The sequence below is a fragment of the Oceaniglobus roseus genome, assembly GCF_002869745.1.
GTDB lineage: Bacteria > Pseudomonadota > Alphaproteobacteria > Rhodobacterales > Rhodobacteraceae > Oceaniglobus > Oceaniglobus roseus.
Genome location: NZ_PNOS01000028.1, coordinates 1 through 25,998 on the forward strand (window position 1 = coordinate 1; position 25,998 = coordinate 25,998).

Here is a 25,998-nt window from a genome sequence, read left to right on the forward strand (position 1 = left end):
CTCCAGGTCCGCATAGCCGTCCTCAACGGCTACACCGCGCTCGGCATCCCCGTCACAGAGGCCGTGGGATAAGTCTGTCCGGGGAAAGGGGAACCTCGGTCGCCAGGTGATTTGCGCAACAGAGCCGACGTGACCGGATATCCCTCCCGCCCAAGGGAAGCCTCCATTCTACCTTGACGGGAATCCGCCTTGGGTTTACTCTACGTCAATCGCTATTGAAACCACTTGCTCAGATTGGGACGTTTCCGATTTCTTCGCCGGATTCCGCCGGCGCCCCTCTCAGATTCCGAAAATTTATGGCAGCATGTGGAGGTTTTCCATGACCTATGCTGTAGCCTTCCGGTCGATCTCTGTAATTTTATTCGCTTTTACAATGTCTTGCGTGCTGGCGCACCAAGCGGTGGCGGCCATTGAAGGGTCCGAGAAACAGCCGGTGCCGATCACACCTCCAGCGGCGGCATCCCCCGTCTGCACGGCCCGGAACACCGTGCTCGCCCGCGTCGTCGCGCTCGAGCAAATATACGTCTACAACCGCTTCGGTGCGTTCAACCCTGGCGGGATGCTCTATGCGCTGCGCCGCGACGTGGTGGTCAGTGACGGCGAGGGGGGGGCGGGGGGCGGTCTTGCGGACGGCGACGCGATCCCGCTGCTGCCCGATGCCGCCACGGACGAGGCGCTGGCGGGCAATGTGCGCCTGCGCGAGGACAAGCGCCCCCGTCCCATCGTCCTTCGGGTGAACGAGGGTGACTGCCTGCGCGTCGAGTTCACGAACCTGCTGTCGCCCGACCGCGACGGCGAGGAGCATGTCGTCGATCCCCAGACGTTCGAAGAGATCTCCATCGACTCGGACGAGCCGGCGACACGGTCGGCGTCGATCCACGTCAACGGTCTGGAACTCTCGGGATCGATCGCGTCGGACGGAACCGACGTGGGGTTCAATCCCTCGGCGCTGGCCGCGCCGGGCGAGACGAAGACCTACACCTGGATCGCCAGGAAGGAGGGCGGCTACCTCCTCTATTCGATGGCCGCGGCCGCGGGCGGGGAGGGCGACGGCGGGCAGCTGGGGCTGGGCCTGTTCGGGTCGGTCAACGTCGAACCGGCCCGATCCTCATGGTATCGCTCGCAGGTGACGGGGCCGCAACTGGCCGCCGCGACGACCGGAACGACCGAACTCGGCACGCCGGTCATCGGCGACTACGACGTCGCCGATGCGGCGGGTGTGCCGATCCTCAACATGGTCATGCCGCTCTCCGGGAACGATTACGCGGACCGCGAGCTTGTGCACAGCGACATCAACGCGATCGTCGACGTGAGCGCGAACGGAGAGCCTTGCGACCTGATCCTCGGGCCCGGCAGCGCATGTGGCCAGCCGTTCCGGGAGTTCACCGTGATCTTCCACGACGAGCTGACCGCCGTTCAGGCCTTCCGGGAACTGGAGGACGAGGAAAACCCGATCCACGCGCTTCGCGACGGCATGGGGATCAACTACGGTGCCGCCGGGCTGGGCGCGATGGTGCTGGCCAACCGCGCCGGCATCGGACCGGCCAGGGACTGCGTGGAATGCAAGCTCGAGGAGTTCTTCCTGACCTCCTGGGCGATGGGCGATCCGGCGCTGGTGATCGACCGCGATGCCGACGGCAAGGCGCTGCGCGCGCTCTATCCCGACGATCCGTCGAACGTGCACCACTCCTACCTCGGCGACCCGGTGCGGTTCCGCAACCTGCACGCCGGCCCGAAGGAGACCCATGTCTTTCACCTGCACGCGCACCAGTGGACCCAGGACTGGCACGATCCGGATTCGGTCTACCTCGACAGCCAGACGATCTCGCCCGGGGCATCCTTCACCTACGAGGTTCACTACGGCGGTTCCGGCAACCGCAACCTGACGCCGGGCGATTCGATCTTCCACTGCCACCTCTACCCGCATTTCGCGCAGGGCATGTGGGAGCTGTGGCGCACCCATGACGTGTTCGAGGCGGGCACCGCCGACCGCGCGCTGCCGGACGGAGAGATCGCGGGCGGCACGCCCAACCCCGCCGTCGTGCCGATGCCCGAGACACCGCTGCCGCCGATGCCCAGTGCCGGGTTCCGCGGCTATCCGTTCTATGTCGCGGGCATCCCCGGCCATCGTCCGCCGCAGGCGCCGCTCGACATCGACCCCGATGCCTATGCCGAGGATACGGCCGACACCCTGATGCGTCACGTCGTTCTTGCCGGAGAGCGCGAGACCGGGACCGCGCCCTTCGGAACGGACGCCGACGGCAATCCCAAGGACCTGGAGGCGAAGTATTTCGACACGACCATCCCCGAGGACGACCCGATGGGGCAGGCGAACCGCATCGCGGCCCGCGTGCGCGAACAGAACGCCAACCCGGCGCTCTTCGGTCTGGCGGCGAAGCTGACCAAGGCCTGGATCCGCAAGCTGCCGCTCGACGGCACGCCCGAGGAGAAGACCGCGATGGAGTTCCACGCCGGTCTCGGCCCCGACGCCGTGACCGTGGAGCGTTCGCTCTACGGTGTGCCCGAGAAGGCCTACCCGAGCTGCCTGTCGGACGGCACCTGCAACTCGGCGGACACCAGCGTGCTGTTCCGCGTCAACGGCTATGCCCCGATGCCCGGTGCGCCCTTCGCGGACCCCTGCGCGAAGCGGTTCTATCTCGGCAAGGCGGGCGACGATCCGGAGGATCCCGGCCTGTGGCGGGAGCTTGCGGCGGAACGCCGGTACCGGGCGGCCTACCTGCAATTCGACATGCCGGTGAACAAGCACGGCTGGCACGATCCGCAGGCCCGCATCATCGCGCTGGAGGAGGACGCCGCCGCGATCCTCGACCACAGCCGCGCGCCCGAGCCGTTCTTCTTTCGGGCGAACTCCGGCGAGTGCGTGGTCTTCGAGGCGACGAACCTGATGCCGTCGAACCTGAACCTCGACGACTTCCAGGTGTTCACGCCGACCGACACGGTCGGGCAGCACATCCATCTGGTGAAGTTCGACGTGACCGCCTCCGACGGGTCCGGCAACGGCTGGAACTACGAGGACGGCACCTTCTCGCCCGACGAGATCCGCGAGAGGATCATCGCCAGCAACGCCTTCCGCGGGACGGCCGAGCTGCGGCCCCTGACGCACCGCCTGTTCCGGCCCGGCGGTGCTCTGGCGGGCGATCCGCGCGGCCAGTGCCCGGCGACGCTTCCGGCGGATCCGCAGGCGGCCGAGCTTGCGCTGGCGGCGCATCCCTGGTGCGGCGCGCAATCGACGATCCAGCGCTGGTGGGCCGATCCGCTGCTGAACCAGAACGGCGTCGACCGGTCGATCCGCACCGTCTTCACCCACGACCATTTCGGCCCGAGTTCGGCGCAGCAGCACGGCTTCTACGCCGCCCTGGTCATCGAACCCGACGGATCGAGCTGGCAGTCGCTCGCCGGCAAGACATTCGGCGGCGAGCAGGCCGGTGCACAGGTCGTGAAGCGTGCCGACGGCGGCCCGACCTCGTTTGCCGCGAACATCGTCGTGCCTGGCCGGGACGGCGCGCCGGCCCGCAGCACCCGCGAATACAACATGGCGATCGCCGATTTCGCGCTGCTCTACACCGCGCCGCCGGAGAACAAGCCGATCAGCCCGCCGGGCCAGCTGGACCACGACCTCCCCGAGATGGTCTTCGACTCCACCTTGCCCCGGCCCGAAGGCATCTCGGTCAGCGATCCGGGCGGGCAGGTGATCAACTACCGCAACGAGCCGGTGCCGGGACGGGTCGGGCAGGCGAACGACAACGGCAAGTGGTCGCTGCGGACCTTCGATCCGACGCGGGCATCCGCCTGCAGGGCCGCGCTGGAAACCGCGCGCGAGGTGGGCGGCACGACCCTGCCGGACGTCCGGATCAGCGATTGCCGCGACGGACCATGGGGCCCCGCCGAAGCCGCGGCCTGCGAGGCGCGCGTGGTGGCCGCCCTCTGCGACCCGAGCGACCTGGCCAACGTCTTCTCCAGCCATGCCCATGCCGGGCAGGATCAGGCGATCCGCGACGCCATCGCCGCCGACGGGCTGGTCTACGACACCCGGCGCATCTTCATGGAGAACTACCTCGCCCGCGACTGCGTCGACACCGAGGATCATCTCTGCGCCGAGCCCGCCGGGCTGCGGCGCGACGGCGATCCCGGCACGCCGCTGCTTGCGGCGCGCGAGGGCGACGACGTCGACATCCGCCTGGTGCAGGGCGCGCAGGAGGAGAACCACATCTTCTTCTTGAACGGCACCAAGTGGCTGGCGGTCCCCGGATCGGCGAACAGCGGCTACCGCGCCGCGCAGCACATCGGCATTTCCGAACATTTCGAGTTCAACATCAACATCCAGGACCCGTCGCCGCAGCTGAGCAAGGACCATCTTTACGGCACCACTGCGACCGACAACTTCTGGGACGGGCAATGGGGCCTGATGCGGGTCGTCGCGCAGGATCAGCTGATGGCCCGTCCGGGCGGCGGACCGGCCCCGCTGTCCAGGCTGCCGACCAACGGTGCGTCGGACATGCTGGTGAACGCGTTCCAGGACAACTGCGCGCCGCAACTGCCGCGCCGGATCTTCCGCGTCGAGGCGTGGCGGCTGAGCGACCTTGCCGGCGGTGGCCCGTCCTATCACGGCAGCCGCGACATCACGGATCCGAACGCGCGGATCTTCGTGCTGGCGGGCATCGACACGCAGGGACCGACGCCCGCGGGCGGCCCCCCGCCGGCGCTGGTGACCGAGGTCGCGCGCGACGCCTCCGACCTCGCGCTGATCCGCGACGGTGCGAAGGCACCCGAGCCGCTGATCCTGCGCGCCCGTGCCGGAGAATGCATCGAGGTCGAGCTGACCAACATGCTGGTCCTGCAGCCCGAGGACCTGACCGATCCGGCCAACTGGTCGTGGAACATGATGCCGCCCATCGCGGACGGCCTGAACTTCAACCAGGTGCGCATGTCGGATGCGGTGGGATTGCATGCCCAGCTCGTCGCGGGCAACGCGGTGCTGAACGATGGCTCCGCCGTCGGTCTCAACAACACCACGCTGGCCTATCCCTGCGATGCCGCGGCCGGGAGCGAGTTCTGCGGCAGCGCCGACAGCCTGCCGGACGGCAAGTACCTCTGGGACAACCGGGTCACCTATCGCTGGTATGCGGGCGACTGGACCAAGGGGGCAGGGGACGCCGCGCCGACCTTCACCCCGGTCGAGTTCGGCGTCGCCGGGCTGCAGGATTTTGCCGATGTCATCAAGGGTGGATCGCACGGCCTGATCGGTGCGCTGGTGATCGAGCCGGTCGATGCGACCTGGCGGACCGACTGCGACGTGCTTCGGGGCCGCGACGACGTCACGCCCGAGAACCGGCGCCAGTGCCTCAATGCCGCGGCCACGGTGACGGTGCCCGGGCAGACGCCGTTCCGCGAGTTCGTCGTGATCTACCAGAACGACGCGAGCCTGCGCTACCGCGGCGAGGCGCTGGCGAACCTGCGCAACGGCGACGATGCCGAGGATTCCGGCCAGAAGGCGTTCAACTACCGGTTCGAGCCGTTCTGGACCCGGCTCGACGCCAACCCGGCCGCGGATCCCGAAACGATGATGGACTACGACTACGGCAACCTTCTGTCGTCGAAGCCCGAGGACGGTTTCGGCGATCCGTCCACACCGCTCTTCACCGTCGCCGCGGGCACGCCGGTGCGGTTCCGCATCGTCGAGCCCGCAGGCCATCCGCGCAACGGGGCCTTCACGCTGTCGGGCCACGACTGGGTCAACTACCCGTGGAGCGACGCATCGACGGTGCAGACTGCCGATCCGGGGCCGCAGAACCGCGTCGGCGTGGTCAACGCGGTGGGTCCCGGGCGGCACGAGAACGTCCTGCTGGAGCGGGCAGGCGGGGTCGAGAACATCACCGGCGACTTCCTCTATCGCACTCCCCTCGGGTTTGCCTTCGGCGGCGGTCAGTGGGGAATCATGCGGGTCTTCGATCCGGCGGCCTGCGACGGCGGCGTGATCCGCGACGACCGCACCGGCCTGACCCAGGTCTGCGAGTGACCGGAGATGGCCATGCCCCACGCACCCGTCGTCGTCCTGGCCGCAGCAACCGCGGCAACCGCCGCAGCGTTTCTTGCCGCCCCGCTCCTGCGCCGCGACACAAGCGCAGGGGTTCCCTTCTACCTGACCGGCGAAATCTGCAGCGCCGATGACACCCGGTTCCCGCCGATCGAAGTTGCCGCCGAAGACCCGGCAACTCCTGCCGGGGCCGACCACGGCCACGGCGCGCCGCGGCACTCCGCAGCCGCCTGGCAGATGCCGTTCACCACGGACTTCGACCCGGACACCGCAAAGGTCAGCTTCGCGCTCAGCCCGGTCGACGGGGACGGGATCGTCGCGGGCGAGGAGGTGCGCGCGACGGTGAAGATCACCGACGGCGCCAGCGGCCTGCCCGTTTCGGGGCGCAGCATCGCGGGCTGGATGATGTTGCAGCGCAATGCGCAGGTCTCGGCGGAGTTGCCCTGCAGCGCCAAGGCCAGGCTGTTCACGCAGGGGCGCGTGACGGCGCGGCCCGACGTCGACCTGAACACGTCGCGGATGCTGGTGCTGAACCGCGACGGATCCATCGCCGTCGTCAATCCGCAGGTCGATTTCACCATCACCCAGATGGAGGGCGTGATCCCCTTGCCCGGCGTCCCGGCCGACTGGGCGAAGTCGGACGACGGCCAGACCGTCTACGTCTCGCTGCCGGTCTTCGGGGCCGTGGCCGTCATCGACACGCGGGCCTTCCAGATCACCGGCCTGATCGAATTGCCCAAGGGCAGCATGCCGACGCGCCTTCTGGCCCTGGTGCGGGGCGAACTGGCGGTCTACCTCTCGGCCCCCGGCACCGTCACCATCGCCCGCCCGGACGGCACCGGCCAGACGACGCCCGTCCCGGTCGGCCCCGCTCCGGTCGCGATGGTCCGCGACGGGGGCGGCAGCCTCTATGCGGCATCGTCCGACGGGCAGATCGTCCGCATCGACACCGAGACCGGCAGGCGGATCGCCAGCGGACAGACCGACGCCGGAGAGCCGTCGCTCGCCTGGTCGCCCCTCGACCGCACGCTCTACGCGGCGTCCCGCAGCGCGACGCGGATCGTCGCGCTGGACCCCGCGAAGCTGGGCCTGCGCGGACAGATCGCCACGGCGCCCGGTGTCTATGCCATGGCCATCGTCCCGGCGCAGCGCCATCTGATCGCGCTCAACCGCGACACGGACACGATGACGCTGATCGACACCCGCATGAACCAGACGGTGGCGCAAGGCCGCGTGGCCGGACAGCCGGTCGAGGTGACCTTCTCGCACGACTACGTCTATGTCCGGGGCCTGGCGGGCGATCACTTCACCGTCGTCGACCTGGCAGAGCTTGCAGAGGGCAGGATCGCGCCCATCGACATCCAGTCCGCCGCGAGCCCCGTCCGTCCGCGCGAGGCCCTGTCGCGGGCGACGATGGTCGCGCCCTACGGTCACGGCGCGCTTGTCGGCAACGCGGACGAGGCCGTCGCCTATTACTACATGGAAGGGATGAACAGCCCGATGGGGACGGTCAAGACCTACGGCAAAAGCGTGCAGGGATTGATGACCATCGACCGGGGCTTCCGCGAAGTCCTGCCCGGCCTGTACGAGACGACGGCAAGGCTGCCCTTCGGCGGAACCTACGACATTCCGATCGCGGTCGATGCCGATGGCCATGTGTCCTGCTTCAGCGCGACGGCCCGGCCCGCTGCGCCGACCGCGGAAAAGGTCGACCGCGTGGCGCTGCGCGTCGAGCCGGTCGAGGACGCGACCCTCGTCGCCCGCCACGCCGGCAGGGTCGTCATCCGTCTGGTCGACGAGGCCACCGGCGCGCCGAGCGATGGGCTGAAGGACGTGAGGCTCCTGGCATTTTCCACGGGCGGCACCTGGCAGGCGCGCGCCTGGGCGACCGGCCTCGGCGACGGGCGCTATGCCGGGGCATGGACATTCCCGAAACCCGGCCGTTACGGCCTCAGTCTCGAGGTGGCCTCCCTCGGGATGCGTTTTGCGGATCGCCAGCCCCTCTATCTCAGTGTCGGCGCGCCGCCAGTCATCGAAGTCGGCGAGAAGGAGATCATCCCATGACACGCTTCATCCTCGCCGCCTTGGCGGCCTTTCTGCCGGGCACTGCCATGGCGCAGGACATGGCGCACCAGTTCCTGCTGGTCGGCCAGATCGAGAGCCTGACCGTCGACGACCAGACCGATCCCCTGTCCGGAGCCGTCATCAAGGTGCACGGGATCGAGGTGACCCTGCCGAAGAACCTGATCATCCAGATGCCGGCGCGGTATCTGACGGCGAAGGACATCGTCGAGCTGAACCCCGCGGCGCCGGGGGTGAACTCGGGTCTCGCCCTCGCCGACAACCCGCCGCCCCTGGCCAGCTTCGAGGCGACGGTGGTGGGCAACATCGTCGGCGCGCGCTACATCGCCGGACTGGTCTGGATCTCGCAGCATTCGCTGGCCGAAGGGGCGGGCTACATCAGGGACATCGGCCCCGACGGAGAGATCCATCTTGTCGCCGACCCTGATCCGGCCGCCCCGGCGCAGCCGGTCACCCGGATCCGCATCAACGATCCGAACGGCGTCTTCGCGCCGCCCGATCCCTTGGCCGACGAACGCTTCATGGTCGACGAGGCGAACCCGACGATCCATGCCGGCACCGGCTATCCGATGTGCATCGCCCATGCCGGTGCGCCGGGCGAATGCCCCGCCGCCAATCGCCCCCTCGGCCCTGACGGCGCGCCGCTCGGCACCTTCGTGATGGGGCCCGCGGGTCTGCCCGGATCGCCCGCCGGGGCGCTGCCGATCCCGCCGTGCCCGGGCTGCGACCAGACGCGGCAGGCCCCCCTGATGCCGGGGGACTACATCATCTACGCCGGCACGCTGGCGAAGGACGGGGCGGATCTCTACGTCTCGGCCCATACGGTCGAGGCGAACGTCGGCATCTACACGGCGCCGGGCGTCGACCCGGCCTATGTGCTGATCGAAGGGTCGTTGATCGGCACCCAGGGCCCCCTGATCCCGCGGGATCCGGCCGTGCCCGGCAACACCCTTCCGCAGGAGACCCAGGACCGGCTTAAGATCGAGGGGGTCACGACCGACCCCAGCCGGGCGATCGAGCTCTACGCGATCGACGTGAACGAGACCACGGGCGGCACGACCTTGCGACTGTTCAACACCGTCCCGGCCCAGCCTGCGCCCCTGGGGCGATACCGCCTGATCCTCGGCTCCCGCGCCAACGCATTGTTCGACGCGGGTGGCACCCTGGTCGGTGCGCCGCGGGAACTGATGGCGCGGGTGGCCAGCGGTGCGAACCTCGATGGCCAGCCCGTGCCGGAACTTCCGCTCGCGGCCCACGGCCTGGTGGCGGGCCAGTACGTGGCGCCCTTCGGGGAGTTCATCTTCGCGGAGAACAAGGTCTTCGGCGATCCGATCCTGCCCGACAACTTCGACTGCCTGCCGTTCCTGCTGAAGGGCTCGGGTCCGCTGACGACGACCGGCGCCGCCGGACCTGTCGTCGGCCCGCTCGATCCATGGCCGGACGCCGTGCCGCGACCCGCGGCCGTCAACTGTGGTCCGCGGCCGAAGCCGCTGTAGCCGAGGGACTCCGCCATGGCACTGAACATCACCGACGTTCCCGACCGGGCGACCTTCGCCGCCGATCCCGAAGCGGATTTCCAGCCCTGGACCGGCATTGCCTCCGACGGGAACACGCTGCGCTTCACCCGCATGCGCTCGGCGCAGCGACGGTCATGGTGCGCCATCGACGACGCCCGGCAGATGCGCCGCCTGACGCAGGGCCTGAGCTTCAACGGCCATTTCCCGACGCCGGGCGAGGTCCTGATCACGACCAACCAGATCCCGAGCCAGTCCTTCGCGCTGAGCTTCGACCTCCCGGTGCGCGGTGTCGGACTCGACGTGGAACCGGCGCCGGCCGCGGTCGTGCCGGGGCAGGGCTTCAAGGTCAGCCTCGTGCTTGCCGACACCACGACCATGGAGTCGGTGGAGGTGGAGAAGATGGGCGCCATAGGCGGATGCGTCTTCATCGGCGCCAGTTGCGACAGTGACCGCATCGACCGGATGATCGTCCGGGTCGCCTTGGTGGACGGCGGCGGGCAGGAAGATCCGGTGGAGTTCGCGGTCAACCGGATGGAGCTGTTGGCACCGGTCGGCAATATCGTCTGACGTCCTCGACGGGCCGGGGCAGATATCGAGGCGCAGCGCAGCGGTCCGGGCCGGACTGCCCGCCACGGGCGCGACGCCATGGCGCAGTCTTCGGCCTTCGCCGCGGGTCGGCCCCGGCCGCATCCGGACATCGCGCGCGCTTCCCGGCACGCGCCGCGCGCCGCCCCGGCCGTCCTGACGGGGGCGGCCGGGTTCAGACGTCGACCTCGATCGCACCCATCGGCTTCGAGCAGCAGGCGAGGATGTAGCCCGCCGCGATGTCGTCCTCGGAGATGCCGCCGTTGTGCACCATGTGGACCTCGCCCGCGATCTTGCGGATCTTGCAGGTGCCGCAGACGCCGAAGGTGCAGCCGGACGGGATGACGATGCCCGCCGTCCGCGCGACGGCAAGCACCGTGTCCGTCTCCTTGCAGTCCGCGGCCACGTCGGAGCGGGCGAAGGTGACGCTGGCGCTGGCCTCCTCGTCGGGGACGACGTCGTCGTGCTGGGGAAGCTGCTCTTCCTTCTTCACCGGTGCGACGAAGCTCTCCTGGTGATAGCGCTCCATGTCGTAGCCGAGCGCGATCAGCATCTCGCGCACCGCGTCCATGAACGGCTCGGGGCCGCAGCAGTAGACCTCGCGCTCCAGGTAGTCGCCCGCGATCAGGCCGATCATCAGCTGGTTCAGCCGACCCCGCAGGCCGGTCCAGACGCGGTAGGGGTCGTCCTGCTCGACGATGAAGAACAGCCGGATCGACGGCACCCGCGACGCCATCTGCTCGAGCCGCTGGCGGCAGATGATGTCCTGCGGCCGCTGCGCGCAGTGCACGAAGGTCACGTCGCTGTCGGTGCCGCGGTCGTAGAGATAGGTCGTCATCGAAAGCGAGGGCGTGATCCCCGATCCGGCCGAGATGAAGAGGTACTTCTTCTTCTCCCGCCGGGGCAGCGTGAAGATGCCCGCCGGGCCGGTCGCCTTGATCTGCATGCCGGGCTTCAGGTGGTCCAGCATCCAGCGCGTGCCGATGCTGGCCGCCTGCGCCTTGACCGTCACCCCGAGGGTCAGCGGCCGCGACGGCGAGGACGAGATCGTGTAGGTCTTCCACAGCGTCCCGCCGGGCACCGGCAGTTCGAGGGTGACGAACTGTCCCGGCTCGTAGCGGAACTGCCGTCCCGAGGGCGAGACGAAGCTGAAGGTGGCGGTGTTCGGCGCCTCGGGCACGACGGCGCAGCACATCAGCGGCTCGTCGTCCGTCCAGATGCCGTCGTCCTCCGAGGCCCTCAGGTCCAGGTCCAGTCCCACCGCGCTCACTCCGCCGCGATGGGCGCGGCGCCGGTGTCGGCGCGGGCCCCGGTGATCGCGCGGATCATCGTGGCGGCGTACCAGTCGACGAACTGGATGTTGCCGCCTTCGTGGATCGGCGAATAGGGTCCGGGCTCGTAGGCCGGAGAAAGGATGCCGCGCTGGTTGTTCTCGACCACCTCGCGATCCTCGCTGTTGGTCGCGATCCAGACCTCGGTCAGGCGCTGCAGGTCATAGTCCTGCCCTTCGACCGCGTCCTTGTGGACCAGCCACTTCGTGCAGACCTCGGTCTCCATCGGGCTGATCGGCGTGACGCGGAACAGGATGACGTGGTCGGACAGGAAGTGGTTCCAGCAGCCCGGGTACTTGTACTTCAGCAGCGAACCCGCGTCGCGGAACGGGATCGAGGAGTTCGGCTTCGACACCGCCACCTTGCCGTTCATCGTGTAGCTCTCGGCGCCGTCCAGAAGCGGCGTGCGCACGTAGCGCCAGTCGCCGAGGGGCGATTCCACGAAGGCCGAGGGGGCGCCGACCGCCTCGCAGCGGGCGGTGTGCTGCTGCTGCAGGTCGTTCAGCCCGCCGCCCGCGGCGCTGCCGATGAAGCGGGGATCCTCGGGGAAGGTCCGGCACAGCGACGGGTGGTTGCCCGCGCAGTGATAGCATTCGCGGTTGTTCTCCCAGACCAGCTTCCAGTTGCCGTGCTCGACGATCGTGCTCTCGAAGGCGACCTTCGAGTTCTCGAGGTCGTGCGGCGCGAGGTAGCGCGCCGTCCGGACCGCGAAGTCCTCGATCGCGGGCGCCTCGTCGGCGAGGCAGATGTAGACCATGCCGGAGAGGTTGCGGCAGTGGACCTGCTTCAGTCCGTGCTTCGACGCGTCGAAGTCCGGCCCCATCTCGCGGGCCCAGAGGAGGCGGCCGTCGAGTTCGTAGGTCCACTGGTGATAGGGGCAGACCAGCTTGGGGTTCGAGCCCTTCCTCGTCTTGCACAGGACCGAGCCGCGGTGGCGGCAGGAATTGTGGAAGGCGCGGATTTCGCCGTCGCTGCCGCGCACGATCACCACCGAATAGGCGCCGACGTCGTGGACGACGTAGTTCCCGGCCTTGGGGATCTCGCAGGAGGGCAGGGCGAAGAGCCACTCGCGATACCAGATCGCTTCCATGTCCGCCTGGAACACGCCCGCGTCGCAGTACAGCTCCTGCGCAAGCGAGTGGGCGGGCTTTCTGCGCATCAGGGCGGAGAGAACGTCGGATTGGCGAAGCATTGCGACTCCTGGTCAGGCGGGATGCAGCGGCCGGGGCCTTGGACTGCGATTGTTGCGGGGCGATCCACCGGGCGGCGGACCGCCCCGTGACTTCTTTGCGCGGCATCGCACGGGGCCCGGCCGCACGCGTCGAAAATTGCGACACAGGGCGCGGGAAACGCGACGGCGCGCGCCCTCAGATGTCCTTCACCAGCCTGAGCGCATCGTAGATCGCGGCGTGGGTGTTGCGCGCGCTGACGGCGTCGCCGATGCGGAACAGGCGGAACCGGCCCTCCGGGTTCGCCACCACGTCCTGCGGCCGCCCCTCGATCAGCGCGTCGTGGTCGACCGCCCCGCCGTTCGACGACAGCGGCTTCAGCTCGAAGTACAGCTCGTCCAGCGGCAGCGTGCCGTAGTTGACCACCACCTGGTCATAGACCTTCTCGGTGGTCAGAGCGCTGTAGTCGGTGCCGATCACGGCCTTCAGCCGGTTGCCCTCGCGCGTCACGCCCTTCAGGCGGCGCGTGACGGTGAAGGTGACGTCCCTGTGCTGCAGCGACCGCATGTAGGGCACGAGGTTCATTCCCATGATCTCGGGCGCGAAGGTGCGGTCGGGGGTCATCACCTCGACGCTCGACCCGGCCTCCGCGGCGACCTCGGCCGCCATCAGGCCCGGATGATCGCCGCTTTCGTCGTAGATCAGCACGCTCTGGGCGGGTTTCACGTCGCCCGCGATGAGGTCCCAGGCGCTCACGACGTGGGGCTCGTCCGAACCCTTCTCGAACAGCTCGGTGTTCGGCAGGCCGCCGGTGGCCACGATCACCACGTCGGGATCCAGCGCGATGACGTCGTCGGCCGTGGCCCAGGTGTTGAACCGGAACGCGACGTCGCGCGCGGCGCATTGCGCCATCCGCCAGTCGATGATCGACATCATCTCGCGCCGCCGCGGGTTGCGCGCGGTGAGGCGGATCTGGCCGCCGGGATCGCCCTGCGCCTCGAACACGGTCACCGCATGGCCCCGCTCGGCGGCGACCCGGGCGGCCTCGAGACCCGCCGGCCCCGCGCCGACGATCACCACCGTCTTCCGCTCAGCCGCCGGGGCGATGGTGTGGGGCATCGTCAGCTCGCGCCCGGTGGCGGCGTTGTGGATGCACAGCGCCTCTCCCCCCTGGTAGATCCGGTCGAGGCAGTAGGTGGCGCCGACGCAGGGGCGGATGTCTTCCTCGCGCCCCTCCATGATCTTCCTCACGACATGGGGGTCGGCCATGTGGGCCCGCGTCATGCCGACCATGTCCAGCAATCCCGCCGCAACCGCGTGGCGGGCCGTCGCCACGTCGGGGATCTTCGCGGCATGGAAGGTCGGCATTCCCGTGGCCTTGCGCACCGCGCCCGCGAAGTCGAGATGCGGCGCGTTCTTCATGCCCTGCACCGGGATCACGTCGGTCATCGCGGGGTCGGTGTGGATGCGGCCCCGGATCACGTTCAGGAAATCGACGAGCCCCGTCGCCGCCAGCCGCTTCGAGATCTCGATGCCTTCCTCCGGCGTGATCCCCCCGGCCTCGGCCTCGTCGGCCGTGTAGCGCAGGCCGACGATGAAATCGCTGCCCACGCGCTTCCGGATGCCGGTGAGGACGTCCATCAGCAGCTGCATCCGGCTGTCCAGCGTCTGCGCGCCATAGGGCCCGTCGAGGTCGTTGGTCAGCGGCGACCAGAACTGGTCCAGCAGGTGGCCGTAGACCTGCAACTCGATCCCGTCCATGCCGCCCGCCTGCATCCGCTCGGTCGCGTCGACGAAATCCGAGACGATGCGCGCGATGTCCCAGTCCTCGGCCCGCTTCGGGAAGGCCCGGTGCGCCGGTTCGCGGTGCTTCGACGACGACACCGAGGGCAGCCAGTCCCCCTTGTTCCAGGCCGTGCGACGCCCGAGGTGGGTGAGCTGGATCATCACCGCGCAGCCGTGGTCGTGGCAGGCGTCCGTCAGCTGCCGGATCCACGGCACCACCTCGTCCTTGTAGGCGAGGACGTTGTTGAACACCGGCGGGCTGTCCTTCGACACCGCCGCCGATCCGGCGGTCATCGCCAGCGCCACGCCCGCCTTCGCCCGCTCGGCGTGGTAGGCGGCATAGCGTTCCTTCGGCATCCCGTCCTCGGGATAGGCGGGTTCGTGGCTCGTCGTCATGATGCGGTTGCGCAACGTGAGATGCTTGAGCGTGTAGGGCTGGAGGAGGGGATCGGTGGACATGGGCGACTCCGGTTGATCGCCGCAGGATTGCCGCGAATGTACAGTTGTGTCAATTAAATGTTCAGACGTGTTGAGTTCGCTTGCCTTGGCCGCCGGTTCGCGCCTAGATGCCGCCGATGACACAGGTTTCAGATCCCGATGAGAAGACCCGCGGATGGCGGGGGTCGCGCGAGCTCTGGCTTGCCGCCGCCCGTGAGACGCTGATCGAGTCGGGTGTCGACGCGGTGAAGATCCAGCCGCTCGCCGCGAAGGTCGGCCTCGCGCGGACGAGCTTCTACTGGTTCTTCGAGGATCGCGCGCAGCTGCTGCGGGCCCTGCTCGACGATTGGCACCGGAGCAACACGGCGCCTCTCGTCCAGGCCACGGAAGCCTATGCCGAAACGATCGCCGAGGCGGTGCTGAACGTGATCGGCGTCTTCCTGTCGGACGGCTTCGAACCCCGTCTCGACCTTGCCGTGCGCGGCTGGGCCATGAACTCCGACGAGGTGGCCGCCCTGACCGCCGCGGCCGATGCCGAGCGGCTGGCCGCGCTCCAGGCCATGTTCGTCCGCTTCGGCTGCGACTCCGACGAGGCCGACGTGCGCGCGCGCACCATGTACCTCGTGCAGGTCGGCTACATCTCGATGCAGATGCAGGAGGACATCGCCCTCCGCCTCTCGCGGATCCCGAACTACGTGAAGACCTTCGCCGGCCAGGCGCCGAGGCCGGAGGAGATGGAGCGCTTTTGCGCCAGGCTGGGCCTGTCCGGCCCGTGAAGTCTCGGGCCGAAGAGGTGCCGGTGAGCGCCGACCGGGTGCTCGCAGCTTACCCCCGAGGCCGCCCCGCCCGGCCGTCCCGCGCCGCGCGGTAGACGTGGAGGCGGATCGCCGTGGCGAGCCCCGTCTCGGGGTGGCGCTTCGCGTCGATCTCGGCGGCGAGGTCGTTGATGGGGCGCCCCTCTGCCGCGGCCAGCGCCCGGAAGCCTTCCCAGAAGTCGTCCTCGAGCGAGACCGAGGTGCGGTGCCCCCGGAGCGTCAGCGAGTGCTTCCGCGGCCGGTCAATCATCCCCGGTCTTGTGCTGGTCGAGCGTGCGGGCCGCCTTCGCGTTGCGGTCGGCCTCCAGCGCCTTCTCGGCCTTGGTGCGGCCGTGCTTCGCCGAGTTGGCGTCGGCCTTCGCCCTGGCCTCGGCGCGCGCCCGGGCCTTGCGGGCGCGGTTGAGGTTGATGGGCGTGTCGCTCATCGCGGGTTCACTCGGGGCCGATCATTTTCTCGGGGCGCACCACGGCGTCGAAGGTCTCGCCGTCGACGAAGCCAAGCGCGATGGCCTCTTCGCGCAGCGTCGTGCCGTTCCGGTGGGCGGTCTTGGCGACCTTGGTGGCGTTGTCGTAGCCGATGGTGGGGGCCAGCGCCGTGACCAGCATCAGGCTTTCGCGCATCAGCTTGCCGATCCGCTCCTCGTTGGCCTTCGTGTCCTTCAGCATCCTGAGGGTGAAGCTGTCCGCGGCCTGGCCGAGCAGGGTCATCGACTGGAGCAGGTTGTAGGCCATCATCGGGTTGTAGACGTTCAGCTCGAACTGGCCCTGCGAGCCCGCGAAGCCGATCGCCGCGTCGTTGCCGAGGATGTGGGCGCAGACCTGGGTCAGGGCCTCGGCTTGGGTGGGGTTGACCTTGCCCGGCATGATCGAGCTGCCGGGTTCGTTCTCCGGCAGGATCAGTTCGCCCAGGCCCGAGCGGGGACCGGAGCCGAGGAGGCGCATGTCGTTGGCGATCTTGTAGCAGGCCATGGCGGCGGCCTTGATCGCGCCCGACATGAACACCATGGCGTCGTGGGCCGCCAGCGCCTCGAACTTGTTCGGGGCGGTGACGAAGGGCAGGCCGGTGATCTCGGCCATGCGCGCCGCCACGTCCTCGGCCCAGCCCTGCGAGGTGTTGAGGCCGGTGCCGACGGCGGTGCCGCCCTGGGCGAGCTCGTGGAGGCCGGGCAGCGCCAGCTCGATACGGTGGATCGCGTTCCGGATCTGCTGGGCGTAGCCGGAGAATTCCTGGCCGAGCGTCAGGGGCGTCGCGTCCTGGGTGTGGGTGCGGCCGATCTTGATGATGTCGCGGAACTCTTCGGCCTTCCGCTCCAGCTCTTCGGCGAGCGTGGTCAGGCCGGGCAGCATCACCTCGTGGGCCGTGGTGGCGGCGGCGATGTGCATGGCCGTCGGGAAGGTGTCGTTCGACGACTGGCCCATGTTGCAGTGGTCGTTCGGGTGCACCGGCTTCTTCGAGCCGATCTCGCCGCCGAGGACCTCGATCGCGCGGTTCGCGATGACCTCGTTGGCGTTCATGTTCGACTGGGTGCCCGAGCCGGTCTGCCAGACGACCAGCGGGAAGTTGTCGTCGAACTTGCCGTCGATGACCTCGCCCGCCGCCTGGATGATCGCGTCGGCGATCTTTCCGTCGAGCTTGCCGGTGGCCTTGTTCGACTGGGCGCAGGCCTTCTTGATGACGCCGAGCGCGCGGACGATGGCGACCGGCTGACGTTCCCAGCCGATGGGGAAGTTCATCAGCGACCGCTGGGTCTGGGCGCCCCAGTACTTGTCGGCGGGCACCTCGAGGGGGCCGAAGCTGTCGGTTTCGGTGCGGGTTGCGCTCATCTCGGCCTCCGTCTGCTGTTCGGCCAACCTCTTAGGCGGGGCCGGGCGGAAAGGCAATTCCGGCGGCGCGCGCTCAGGTCTTGCGGAAGCTGTCGAGGCTGACGACCTGCGCGGCGGGGCTCGGCAGGGCGTCGTCGCCGTCGTCGTCGTCCTCGGGATCGTCGTCGCCGTCGTGGTCCTGGGTCTCGAACCTCAGGCCGAACTCCACCGAGGGGTCCACGAAGGTGCGGATCGCGTCGTAGGGGATGTAGAGCGGCTCGGGGTTGTCGCCGAAGTTGAGGGTGACGGAGAAGCCGTCGTCGGTCACTTCGAGGTTGTCGAACCAGTGCTGCATGACCACGGTCATTTCCTCGGGGTAACGGTCGGACAGCCAGTCGGCGATCTCGACATCCGGGTGCAGCGTGTCGAAGGTGATGAAGAAGTGGTGATCCCCCGGCAGGCCGTTGGCGGCGACGCCGGTCAGCACCTCCTGGATCAGGCCCCGCATCGCGCGGTGCATCAGATTTCCGTAATCGATCCTGCGCGACATCGTCGGTCCCCGGGTGCGTTCGCTCCACAATATCGGATTCGGATGCGATGCCAAGTCTGGCTCCGGCGATTTCTTCCTGTCGTCAGGTCGCGCCGAGCGCGTGGAGCCCCGCGCCCGCCGCCGCCATGACCGCGAGGACCAGCGGCAGCGGCCAGTGCCGCCCGAGCAGCAGGAGCGCGGCAAGGGCCGTCAGGGCGAGGGCGGGCCAGGACAGGGTCGCGGGATCGGGGCGGAGCAGGTGCAGCGGCCCGAGCGTGACGGACTCGACGCGGGCGAACAGGACGTGGAGCGCGAACCAGAGCGAGAGGTTCAGGATCACGCCCACCACCGCCGCGGTGATCGCCGCCAGCGCGCCCGTCAGCCGGGGGCGCGCCGCGATCCGGTCGAGCCAGGGCGCGCCGGCGAAGATCCACAGGAAGCAGGGCACGAAGGTGACCCAGAGCGTGACCGTCGCGGCGAGGAGCGCCAGAGGCAGCCCGCCCGCGCCGTAGCCCGCCAGGAAGCCGACGAACTGGGTGACGAGGATCAGCGGTCCCGGCGTGGTCTCGGCCAGCCCGAGCGCGTCGATCATCTCGGCCGTGGTCAGCCAGCCGTGGTGCGCCACGACCTCCTGCGTCATGTAGGCGAGCACGGCATAGGCGCCGCCGAAGGTGACCACGGCGAGGCGCGAGAAGAACAGGGCGACTTCCAGCAGGAACGTCTGCCCGAGCGCCGCCAGCAGGGCGAGGGGCGCGGCCCAGAGGCCGAGCCAGAGCGCGACCGTCGCCGGGGTGCGCGGCCTCTGGCCCGCGGGCGGAGCGGGCATCCCGGCCGGGCGGGCGGTCGCGGCGCCCCAGAGCGCGGCGAGGGCGATGATCAGCGGGAAGGGCAGGTGCAACAGGAAGATGGCGAGGAAGGAGAGCGCGGCGACGATCCAGTGCGCCCGCCCCTTCAGCGCGCGCCGCGCGACCTTCAGCAGCGCCTCGACCACGACGATCACGACGGTTGCCTGGATCCCGAGGAACAGCGCCCGGACCAGGGGCACGCCGCCGAACAGCGCATAGCCGATGGACAGCGCGAGGATGACCAGCGCGCCGGGCAGGACGAACAGCAGCCCCGCGAGAAGCCCGCCGGGGGTGCCGCGCAGCTTCCAGCCGGCATAGGTGGCAAGCTGCATCGCCTCGGGGCCGGGCAGCAGCATGCAGAACGAGAGGGCGTTCAGGAACTCGCGTTCGGTGAGCCAGGGGCGGCGGTCGACCAGCTCGCGGTGCATGAGGGCGATCTGCGCGGCGGGGCCGCCGAAGGACAGAAGGCCGATGCGCCCGAAGACGGCGAAGAGCTCTCTCATGCCTGGGGCCGTCGCCATGGCTGCGCCTGTTCCGCCGTCGTCCCGGCATGGCTGGCACGGGGCAGGGGACGAGGCAAGGACCTTGTGGAGCGCCCTGCGCTTCGACGTCGGTGACGGTCAGGCGGTGCTGCCGACCTCTGACGTTTCGCCGTCGAGAACGTCCCGAGGATCCACGGCCGAATGCGCCCGGCGCCAGCAGACCCAGAGCCCGAGCAGGAGCAGCGGCGCCATGACGCCGATGCCAAGCGCCTCGGACAGGGGGCGGTGGAACGGCGGGGCGAGGAACAGCGCCGACAGCACGGCCAGCTCGGCCCGCCCCGCGCCTGTCCGCCGGATGTGCCGGTAGAGCAGCAGCAGCGCCGCCGCGGTGGTGCAGAGGTCGTAGTGGAAGGCATAGGGCGGCAGCAGCGGCGTCGCCAGCAACAGCGCGGCCGCCCGCGGCTCGAACGCGCCGCCGAAGCGCCACAGCCGCCAGACCAGCGCCACGAGGCCGACGGCCAGCACGAGGTGGACCGCCAGCGCCGCGCCCGGCGCCAGGCCCGCCCGCGCCAGCGCGGCGAAGGGCGTGACCTGCTGGTCCCAGAGATCGCCCGACCACATCGCGGCACCGAGGGCCGGTCCGTCCGCGGCCAGCATCCGCCAGTATTCCGGCCCGAAGGCGGCGAGCGACACGGCGATGCCGGCAACCGCCACTGCGGCGGCCGCGGCCGTCTCGCGCACCTGTCCCGAGGCAAGCAGCGCCACCGGCAGCAGCAACCCCAGATGCGGCTTGATGACGAGGAGCCCGGCACCGAGCGCGATCCAGCCCGTCCGACCCTCCCGCATCCCGGCCAGGGCGAGGCAGGCGAGCGCGCCCGTAAGAAGTCCGTTCTGCCCCTGTCCTACCGTGATCCAGACCGCCGGGGCCAGGGCGAAGGCCGCGAAGACCGGACCCGGCAGCGGACCGCCGAGCCGCCGCAGCGCCGCGGCCCAGAGCCCGAGCGACAGCGCGAGGAACAGCACCAGTGCTACCGGGTAGGACAACCGGGCGAAGGGCGTGACGGCGAGGTGCCAGGTCGGCGGATAGTGCCAGAGCAGGACATCGCCGATCCCTGCCGCCTGCCGTTCGAGTTCCAGGAGGGTGTCGGGATCGAAGGCGGCGAGGGGGCGGCCTTCGAGCGCGAGGCGGCCCGCGCTCCAGAACGCCGAGAAGTCGCCGCCGAAGCCCGGCACTCCGCCGCTGCCGCCCGCCAGCATCGGCAGGCACGCCAGCACCCCGAGCGCCAGGGCTAGGATGAACACCCTGCCGAGCGTGGCCAGGCGCGACTCGAGCGCTGTGGTCGCGGGTGAATCGTCAGGTTGCATCCGGCGTCTCCCTTTCGGGCGGACGTTCGTCGGGAGACATGGCCGCAACGTGGCGCGGGCGGGGCATTCGGGGAGAAAGTGCAGGCTTCTGTTGCCAGGTGCCTGCGAACCCCGCCTTACGCGGCTAGGCGCAAGGACTTAATTTTCGATCACTCGAACCGCTTAGGCGGCCAGAGCAACCGGAGCATGGTTGTTGTTGGCAACTATACTTTACGGACCGATAACGGTGGTACCTCACCGGGTGAAAGCAACAGCTTTAGACGTTTGTCGATCCTGTTTCGGCCCCATGGTCCCCCAACAAGGGATCTTGGTGGAGCCGCCGGGTACCGCCCCCGGGTCCAATCCGCTTATTACCTGCGCGTTTATCACCATAGTCCGGCGAACCGGACAGCATTGATAGTAGGGTCGGCGGCAGCGCTTTTCAAGACGGAGAAGGCGGCCCCGGGGCCGCCTTCGGTCATTTCCGGTCCTGCGCCGGGGGCGTCACCGCTTGCCGTCGACCGCGTCCTTGATCGCGCCCTTCACCTTGCCCGAGGCCGACTGCGCATGGCCCTTCGCCTTCTGGGCCTCGCCCTCGGATTCCAGGCGCCTGTTGTCCGTGGCCTTGCCCACGGTGGATTTCACGGCACCGGCCGCCTTGTTGGCCGCACCCTTGGCCTTGTCGCTCATCTCACTCATGACGATGTCCTTTCGAGGATGGCTCCTTCCGGCGAAACGCGCCGCGGAGATGCGCTGTGAACGCGCGATTCGAAGCGCAGTTCCCGTGGTGGGATCGGGGATCACGCGGACGTGCGCGTGGCCGTCGATGCCCGCATTTTACTACCTCCGCTTGATTAACCTTAATCGGGCCATGGCGGCTTCCCGCTTTGGCCACATTTCCCGACCAGTAGATGTCCTCGTGGCGTATTTTCTTGCCGGATCAAAGGGAAAGAGGGACGACGTGCGGAAAATCCTTGAGCGTTTCGGAAATTTCCGGTCTCGTGAAGAAGGCTCGATGACCATCGAGTATGTCCTGTGGGTCTGCTACATGGTCGGGCTTTTCTGCATGTCGGCGGACGGAACGATGCTCATGCACCAAAAGTCGGTCCTCTACGATGCGGCGCGCGATGCCTCTCGGCAGGTCGCCCTGGGCCTGCGCAGCGAATCGGAGGCCGAGGAGGGGATCCGCGCGCGCTTCGGCAACGATCCCGCCTATGACGTCGCGATCTCGATCTCGAACGGCTACGTCACCTCGCAGGTCAGCCTGCCGTTCAGCAGTGCCACGATCTTCAGCGACAGCTTCGCCGGCGACGCCCGGCTGGTCTCGCGCAACACGATGTGGCTGGAGGTGACGGGCGGCTGAGCCGCCTGACGCCGAACGCTCCGCAGATTTTCAGGCGCGGCCACGCGCCAAGATCCAGGATTTTTCGACCATGACTTTCGGATCCACCCTTCACCGTACCGGCCGCTCCGACGCCCTGCGCCGCCGCCTTGGCGCCTTCGCCGCGGCGCTGCGGCGCGAGGAGGGCGGCGGCACGATCAGCGCGCTGTTCTGGTCGGTGACGATGATGTCGCTCAGCGGCGTCGCGCTGGACGGGGCCAACGCCTGGCGCGAGCGGGTCGAGATGCAGGGCGCCGCGGATGCCGCCGCGCTGGCGGCGGTGGCGCTGATCGACGACCGGGAAGCGGGTCGGGCGACGGCGGAAGAGCTCACCCGGCGCAACCTCGGCGATGACCTGGCCGGGCGGATGTTCACAGCGGACAGCGTGAAGTACGGGCGGATCGACCCGGTCAGCGGCGCCTTCCGGGAAGGCGCGGGCGACGCGGTGAAGGTCGAGCTGGCGCGCAGCACGGCCGATGGCACGGGGCTGGGCACCTACCTGCTGCGGGTCTTCGGCTTCGACAGCTGGGACATCCGCGTGGCCTCCGTCGCCGGTCTGGCCGACGGCGCGGGCACCGCGGCGCCCCAGGGCTGCGAGGCGGCGACGATCATCTCGACCGGCAACCTCGGCTTCGGCGGCTCGAACATCTTCGACGCCCCGGTCTGCCTGCACGGCGCGACCCGGATCCAGGGGGGCGGGGCGAACTTCTACGGCAAGGGCGTGCGGCTGAGCTCGACCAACTACGGCGACATCATCCCCGGCAACGTCAAGAGCTACAACGGCACCCCGAGCGCCACGGCCGAGGAGGTCGCCATCGCGCGCACCCTGACACCGACCGTGATCCCGATGCTCGGCGAGGTGCAGACGCGGCTGCGCAACGAGCTTCGGGGCCGCGACGGCGAGACCTACCAGGGCTCGACCCTGCCGCCCTATTTCAAGGGGGCGAAGATCGTGGTGCTGACCGACCAGAACGCGCAGTTCGTCGGCGACGACGCGCAGAACCAGGGCGGGCGGCGCACCGTGGTGAAGGACAACACGATCTACTACGCGCCGAAGTCGGCGCAGTTCGCCGGCAACACCGATGCGCAGAACGTGGCCATCGTCGTCGAGGACCGGCTTGGCATCGGCGGCGGCAACGACCTGGCCTTCAGAAACGTCTTCTTCTTCGCGGGCGGCACCATCCAAGCGGCGGGCGACGTCGACTGGGGCGATCCGGACACCTTCTGCGACACCGGCTTCTTCAACACCTACCTGCTGGCGCGCGACACGGTCAGCTTCGGCGGCGGCGCGGGGGTCTACGGCGTGCTGGCCGCGGCGCCGCGGATGAGCACGGGCGGCGGCATGACCTCGGCCGGGGGGCTCTATATCGAGGGCGATCCTGGCGCCTACGGCCACATGCAGCTGGGCGGCAACGCGCATATCACCGGCTGCGGCAAGGCGCTTTCGGCCGATCCCGCCATGCCGATCAGCGCCGCGCGGCCGAGCGAGCCCGTGCGCACCCGCCGCTCGGTCCTCAAGATGTGACGCCGCGGCCTTTGCCTTCCCTTAACGACCGCCGCGCTCAGGCGGGCACGTCCCACGAGGCGCCGGGAGGCAGGAGGCGGAAGCGCTCGGCGCTCACGTCCCGTGCCGAGAGCGCCTCACTCAACAGTGCCGGGGGATCCTCCCGCGCCTCGTCGGTCAGCTGGAACGTGCCCCAGTGGTGGGCGACGGCGTGGCGCGCGCCGCTCAGCAGGAACCCGGCGACGGCCTCTTCCGGGTTCTGGTGCTGCGGCCGCATGAACCAGCGCGGGGCGTAGGCGCCGATCGGCAGCAGCGCCACGCGGTAGGGGCCGTGGGCGGCGGCGCTCCGGTAGGGACGGCCCTCTTCGAAGCCGGTGTCGCCGATGACCAGGATCCGGCCCGCGCCGGTCTCGACGGCGAAGGCGGCCCAGAGCGCCATCCGCCGGTCGCGGGTGCCCCGGGCCGACCAGTGGTGGCAGGGCAGCAGGCGCACCGTCAGATCCGGCAGGGAAAGGGTGTCGTCCCAGTCGCCCGCGCGCGCGTCGATGCCCGGAATCGCCTCCTCCAGGATCCTGTCGTTGCCGAGCGGCGTGATGACAGGCATCCCGTGGACCCCGTGCAGCCGTTCCAGCGTGGCAAGGTCGAGGTGGTCGTAGTGGTTGTGGCTCAGCAGCACGGCGTCGATCGGCGGCAGGTCCGCGAAGGCGATGCCGGGGCGGGTGACGCGGGCGGGACCGGCGAAGCTGAACGGTGAGGCGCGGTCGGACCAGACGGGATCGGTCAGGATGTTGCGCCCCGCCGCCTGGATCAGCAGCGTCGCGTGGCCGACCATGGTCACGCGCAGACCGTCGACGCGGGGGACCGGGCGCGTCGGGGTGATCGCCACGGACCCGGGCCAGGCGGCCCTGTCGCCGTTGAACTGCCAGCGCAGGAAGTCGCGGAAGCCCCGGGGCGGGGTGCCGCCGGGGTTGTAGAAGCGGGTGCCGTCGAAATGGTCGCTGACCGGGCCGCCGTAGTAGCGGTTGCCCCCGGTCGCGGCGCGCAGCGCGCCGGTGGCGGCGCCCGCGGTTCCGGCCAGGCCGAGAAGGGTGAGGACGGAGCGGCGCTTCATTCCGGGATCCCGTGCTGCGAGACCCCGGAAGATGCGCCGGGGGGCCTGCCGGTCAAGGGCACCGGCAGGCCGGAGCGGCTCAGAAGCCCGCCTTGATCTTCTCGAAGGCCTCGGACTGCTTCTCGCGCAGTTCGTTGCTCATCGGCAGCTGGGCAAGCACCGGCGCGTCGATCTGGCCGAGGCCGACAGCGGCCAGCGCCTCTTCGCCGACGTCCGCCATCGCCTTCGCGTTCGACTGGCCATAGCCCGCGTCGAGCAGCGCCTGGGTCGAGGAGGGGTCGAGCATGGCGTTCAGGAAGTCGTAGCCGAGTTCCGGGTCGCCCTCGCCGTCCTTCAGCCGGACGTAGCCGCAGAGCCAGAGCGACGAGCCTTCCTTGGCCTCGCGCTGGAAGCCGATGGGGAAGTCCTGCTCGGCCATGGTCGGCAGCGTCTCGTTCCAGGCCCAGCCGACCAGCACCTCGCCGGTGGCCATCAGCTGCGCCAGCTCGGCCGGGTCGGTCCAGTAGGTCCGGAGCAGCGGATGGACGTCCCGCAGCCATTGCGCCGCCGCCTCGAACTGCTCGTCCGTGGCGCTGGTCCAGTCGGTGGTGCCGGTGGCGAGATAGGCCAGCGCGAAGGCGTCGTCGACGTTGTCGGGCAGTGTCATGCGCTGGTCGTACTTCGGGTTCTTGAACACGTCGAGCGAGGCGACGTCTTCCTCCGGCACTTCCTTCGTGTTGTAGGCGATCGCGGTCGAGCCGTAGTCGGTCGGAACGAAATAGACGTCCGAGGCGGCGGCGCCGACGTCGGTGCCGGTCAGATCCTTGTTCAGGTCGCCGTACGCCGGGATCTTCGAGGTGTCCCAGGGCTCGAGGATGCCCGACTCGACCCACTTCGTCACCGAACCGGCGCAGACGTGGCTGACATCGGCGCGGAAGCCCGAGCGGAGCTTCTGGAACGCTTCCTCCTCGTCGCCGAAGAAGGCGAACTCGGGCTCGCCGCCGTGCTTTTCCGCGTATGTCGAGTGGAAGGCCGGATCTTCGAACCCGGGATAGTCGAACACCAGCAGGCCCTTGTCCTGAGCGGCCGCGGCGCCCGCGATCAGGGCAAGGGCGGTGGCGGAAGCCAGAGCGCGATGAAGGGTCATTCTTGTCCTCTACTGTAGGATTATGGTTTCCGCAGACGCTATGCGGTCCGGTCCGACTGAACAAGGGAGAACCGGCTGGCGCAAGGGGTCAAACCT

19 protein-coding genes and 1 other RNA gene are annotated in these 25,998 nt (G+C 69.2%); 7 read left to right on the forward strand and 13 right to left on the reverse strand.

Annotated elements, in window-relative coordinates; translation table 11 throughout:
- The first annotated feature begins 433 nt into the window (after positions 1–433).
- From A7B20_RS13950 to A7B20_RS13965, 4 genes are read left to right on the forward strand one after another with little or no spacing between them, the layout of a single operon-like run.
- On the forward strand, positions 434–6,037 hold the full coding sequence (locus A7B20_RS13950; RefSeq protein WP_172961019.1) for a cupredoxin domain-containing protein: 5,604 nt from the start codon (positions 434–436) through the stop codon (positions 6,035–6,037).
- A 12-nt stretch (positions 6,038–6,049) separates the two neighbouring features.
- Positions 6,050–8,119 (forward strand): YncE family protein, encoded by a 2,070-nt coding sequence (locus A7B20_RS13955; protein ID WP_102109202.1) that lies wholly within the window; start codon positions 6,050–6,052, stop codon positions 8,117–8,119.
- Positions 8,116–9,633, forward strand: coding sequence for a hypothetical protein (locus tag A7B20_RS13960; RefSeq protein ID WP_102109203.1), 1,518 nt, complete (start codon positions 8,116–8,118; stop codon positions 9,631–9,633). Before A7B20_RS13955 ends, A7B20_RS13960 begins: the two co-directional genes overlap by 4 nt.
- 15 nt (positions 9,634–9,648) lie before the next feature.
- On the forward strand, positions 9,649–10,221 hold the full coding sequence (locus A7B20_RS13965; protein ID WP_102109204.1) for a hypothetical protein: 573 nt from the start codon (positions 9,649–9,651) through the stop codon (positions 10,219–10,221).
- Between the two features lie 193 nt (positions 10,222–10,414).
- Here A7B20_RS13965 and A7B20_RS13970 read toward each other — a convergent pair whose 3' ends face one another.
- From A7B20_RS13970 to A7B20_RS13980, 3 genes are all read right to left on the reverse strand, one after another.
- On the reverse strand, positions 10,415–11,434 hold the full coding sequence (locus tag A7B20_RS13970; RefSeq protein ID WP_102109250.1) for an FAD-binding oxidoreductase: 1,020 nt from the start codon (positions 11,432–11,434) through the stop codon (positions 10,415–10,417).
- Positions 11,435–11,505: 71 nt separating this feature from the next.
- The gene (locus tag A7B20_RS13975) at positions 11,506–12,762 is read right to left on the reverse strand and encodes an aromatic ring-hydroxylating oxygenase subunit alpha (RefSeq protein WP_102109205.1); all 1,257 of its coding nucleotides are present in this window, start codon (positions 12,760–12,762) and stop codon (positions 11,506–11,508) included.
- 175 nt (positions 12,763–12,937) lie between these two features.
- The gene (locus A7B20_RS13980) at positions 12,938–14,983 is read right to left on the reverse strand and encodes an NADH:flavin oxidoreductase (RefSeq protein WP_102109206.1); all 2,046 of its coding nucleotides are present in this window, start codon (positions 14,981–14,983) and stop codon (positions 12,938–12,940) included.
- A gap of 116 nt (positions 14,984–15,099) precedes the next feature.
- On the opposite strand from A7B20_RS13980, the gene A7B20_RS13985 reads away from it, so the two are divergent.
- Positions 15,100–15,738 (forward strand): TetR/AcrR family transcriptional regulator, encoded by a 639-nt coding sequence (locus A7B20_RS13985; RefSeq protein WP_102109251.1) that lies wholly within the window; start codon positions 15,100–15,102, stop codon positions 15,736–15,738.
- Between the two features lie 49 nt (positions 15,739–15,787).
- Here the strand turns inward: A7B20_RS13985 and A7B20_RS13990 are convergent, their stop codons facing one another.
- The 8 genes from A7B20_RS13990 to A7B20_RS14025 form a co-directional block, all read right to left on the reverse strand.
- Positions 15,788–16,027, reverse strand: a complete 240-nt coding sequence (locus tag A7B20_RS13990) for a ribbon-helix-helix domain-containing protein (RefSeq protein ID WP_102109207.1) — start codon at positions 16,025–16,027, stop codon at positions 15,788–15,790.
- Positions 16,020–16,202: a DUF4169 family protein gene (locus A7B20_RS13995; protein ID WP_102109208.1), complete on the reverse strand. Its 183-nt coding sequence runs from the start codon at positions 16,200–16,202 to the stop codon at positions 16,020–16,022. The genes A7B20_RS13990 and A7B20_RS13995 overlap by 8 nt, the downstream gene beginning before the upstream one ends.
- A 7-nt stretch (positions 16,203–16,209) precedes the next feature.
- Positions 16,210–17,601, reverse strand: a complete 1,392-nt coding sequence (fumC, locus tag A7B20_RS14000) for a class II fumarate hydratase (RefSeq protein WP_102109252.1) — start codon at positions 17,599–17,601, stop codon at positions 16,210–16,212.
- A gap of 73 nt (positions 17,602–17,674) precedes the next feature.
- Positions 17,675–18,130: an SspB family protein gene (locus A7B20_RS14005; protein WP_102109209.1), complete on the reverse strand. Its 456-nt coding sequence runs from the start codon at positions 18,128–18,130 to the stop codon at positions 17,675–17,677.
- A gap of 82 nt (positions 18,131–18,212) precedes the next feature.
- Positions 18,213–19,457, reverse strand: a complete 1,245-nt coding sequence (chrA, locus tag A7B20_RS14010) for a chromate efflux transporter (protein ID WP_102109210.1) — start codon at positions 19,455–19,457, stop codon at positions 18,213–18,215.
- 117 nt (positions 19,458–19,574) lie between these two features.
- Entirely contained in the window at positions 19,575–20,801 is a 1,227-nt protein-coding gene (locus A7B20_RS14015; RefSeq protein WP_102109211.1) for a glycosyltransferase family 87 protein, read from the reverse strand.
- A 77-nt stretch (positions 20,802–20,878) separates the two neighbouring features.
- Positions 20,879–21,230: a transfer-messenger RNA gene (ssrA, locus tag A7B20_RS14020) on the reverse strand.
- 54 nt (positions 21,231–21,284) lie between these two features.
- Entirely contained in the window at positions 21,285–21,479 is a 195-nt protein-coding gene (locus tag A7B20_RS14025) for a CsbD family protein (RefSeq protein ID WP_102109212.1), read from the reverse strand.
- 316 nt (positions 21,480–21,795) lie between these two features.
- On the opposite strand from A7B20_RS14025, the gene A7B20_RS14030 reads away from it, so the two are divergent.
- Together A7B20_RS14030 and A7B20_RS14035 are read left to right on the forward strand one after the other, a co-directional pair.
- The gene (locus A7B20_RS14030; RefSeq protein WP_102109213.1) at positions 21,796–22,143 is read left to right on the forward strand and encodes a TadE/TadG family type IV pilus assembly protein; all 348 of its coding nucleotides are present in this window, start codon (positions 21,796–21,798) and stop codon (positions 22,141–22,143) included.
- Positions 22,144–22,213: 70 nt separating this feature from the next.
- Positions 22,214–23,686 (forward strand): pilus assembly protein TadG-related protein, encoded by a 1,473-nt coding sequence (locus A7B20_RS14035; protein WP_102109214.1) that lies wholly within the window; start codon positions 22,214–22,216, stop codon positions 23,684–23,686.
- Between the two features lie 37 nt (positions 23,687–23,723).
- Here A7B20_RS14035 and A7B20_RS14040 read toward each other — a convergent pair whose 3' ends face one another.
- A complete protein-coding gene (locus tag A7B20_RS14040; RefSeq protein WP_102109215.1) occupies positions 23,724–24,776 on the reverse strand; it encodes an MBL fold metallo-hydrolase in 1,053 nt (350 codons plus the stop codon).
- A gap of 79 nt (positions 24,777–24,855) precedes the next feature.
- Complete coding sequence (locus tag A7B20_RS14045) at positions 24,856–25,902, reverse strand: ABC transporter substrate-binding protein (RefSeq protein WP_102109216.1); 1,047 nt, start codon at positions 25,900–25,902, stop codon at positions 24,856–24,858.
- Between the last annotated feature and the right edge of the window lie 96 nt (positions 25,903–25,998).

Excerpts from the sequence above, each read along its gene's own strand:
- A7B20_RS13955 (WP_102109202.1), top strand. The coding sequence starts at position 6,050 with ATGCCCCACGCACCCGTCGTCGTCCTGGCCGCAGCAACCGCGGCAACC.
- A7B20_RS13960 (WP_102109203.1), top strand. The coding sequence starts at position 8,116 with ATGACACGCTTCATCCTCGCCGCCTTGGCGGCCTTTCTGCCGGGCACT.
- A7B20_RS13965 (WP_102109204.1), top strand. The coding sequence starts at position 9,649 with ATGGCACTGAACATCACCGACGTTCCCGACCGGGCGACCTTCGCCGCC.
- A7B20_RS13970 (WP_102109250.1), bottom strand. The coding sequence starts at position 11,434 with ATGTGCTGCGCCGTCGTGCCCGAGGCGCCGAACACCGCCACCTTCAGC.
- A7B20_RS13975 (WP_102109205.1), bottom strand. The coding sequence starts at position 12,762 with ATGCTTCGCCAATCCGACGTTCTCTCCGCCCTGATGCGCAGAAAGCCC.
- A7B20_RS13980 (WP_102109206.1), bottom strand. The coding sequence starts at position 14,983 with ATGTCCACCGATCCCCTCCTCCAGCCCTACACGCTCAAGCATCTCACG.
- A7B20_RS13985 (WP_102109251.1), top strand. The coding sequence starts at position 15,100 with ATGACACAGGTTTCAGATCCCGATGAGAAGACCCGCGGATGGCGGGGG.
- A7B20_RS13990 (WP_102109207.1), bottom strand. The coding sequence starts at position 16,027 with ATGATTGACCGGCCGCGGAAGCACTCGCTGACGCTCCGGGGGCACCGC.
- A7B20_RS13995 (WP_102109208.1), bottom strand. The coding sequence starts at position 16,202 with ATGAGCGACACGCCCATCAACCTCAACCGCGCCCGCAAGGCCCGGGCG.
- fumC (WP_102109252.1), bottom strand. The coding sequence starts at position 17,601 with ATGAGCGCAACCCGCACCGAAACCGACAGCTTCGGCCCCCTCGAGGTG.
- A7B20_RS14005 (WP_102109209.1), bottom strand. The coding sequence starts at position 18,130 with ATGTCGCGCAGGATCGATTACGGAAATCTGATGCACCGCGCGATGCGG.
- chrA (WP_102109210.1), bottom strand. The coding sequence starts at position 19,457 with ATGAGAGAGCTCTTCGCCGTCTTCGGGCGCATCGGCCTTCTGTCCTTC.
- A7B20_RS14015 (WP_102109211.1), bottom strand. The coding sequence starts at position 20,801 with ATGCAACCTGACGATTCACCCGCGACCACAGCGCTCGAGTCGCGCCTG.
- A7B20_RS14025 (WP_102109212.1), bottom strand. The coding sequence starts at position 21,479 with ATGAGTGAGATGAGCGACAAGGCCAAGGGTGCGGCCAACAAGGCGGCC.
- A7B20_RS14030 (WP_102109213.1), top strand. The coding sequence starts at position 21,796 with ATGACCATCGAGTATGTCCTGTGGGTCTGCTACATGGTCGGGCTTTTC.
- A7B20_RS14035 (WP_102109214.1), top strand. The coding sequence starts at position 22,214 with ATGACTTTCGGATCCACCCTTCACCGTACCGGCCGCTCCGACGCCCTG.
- A7B20_RS14040 (WP_102109215.1), bottom strand. The coding sequence starts at position 24,776 with ATGAAGCGCCGCTCCGTCCTCACCCTTCTCGGCCTGGCCGGAACCGCG.
- A7B20_RS14045 (WP_102109216.1), bottom strand. The coding sequence starts at position 25,902 with ATGACCCTTCATCGCGCTCTGGCTTCCGCCACCGCCCTTGCCCTGATC.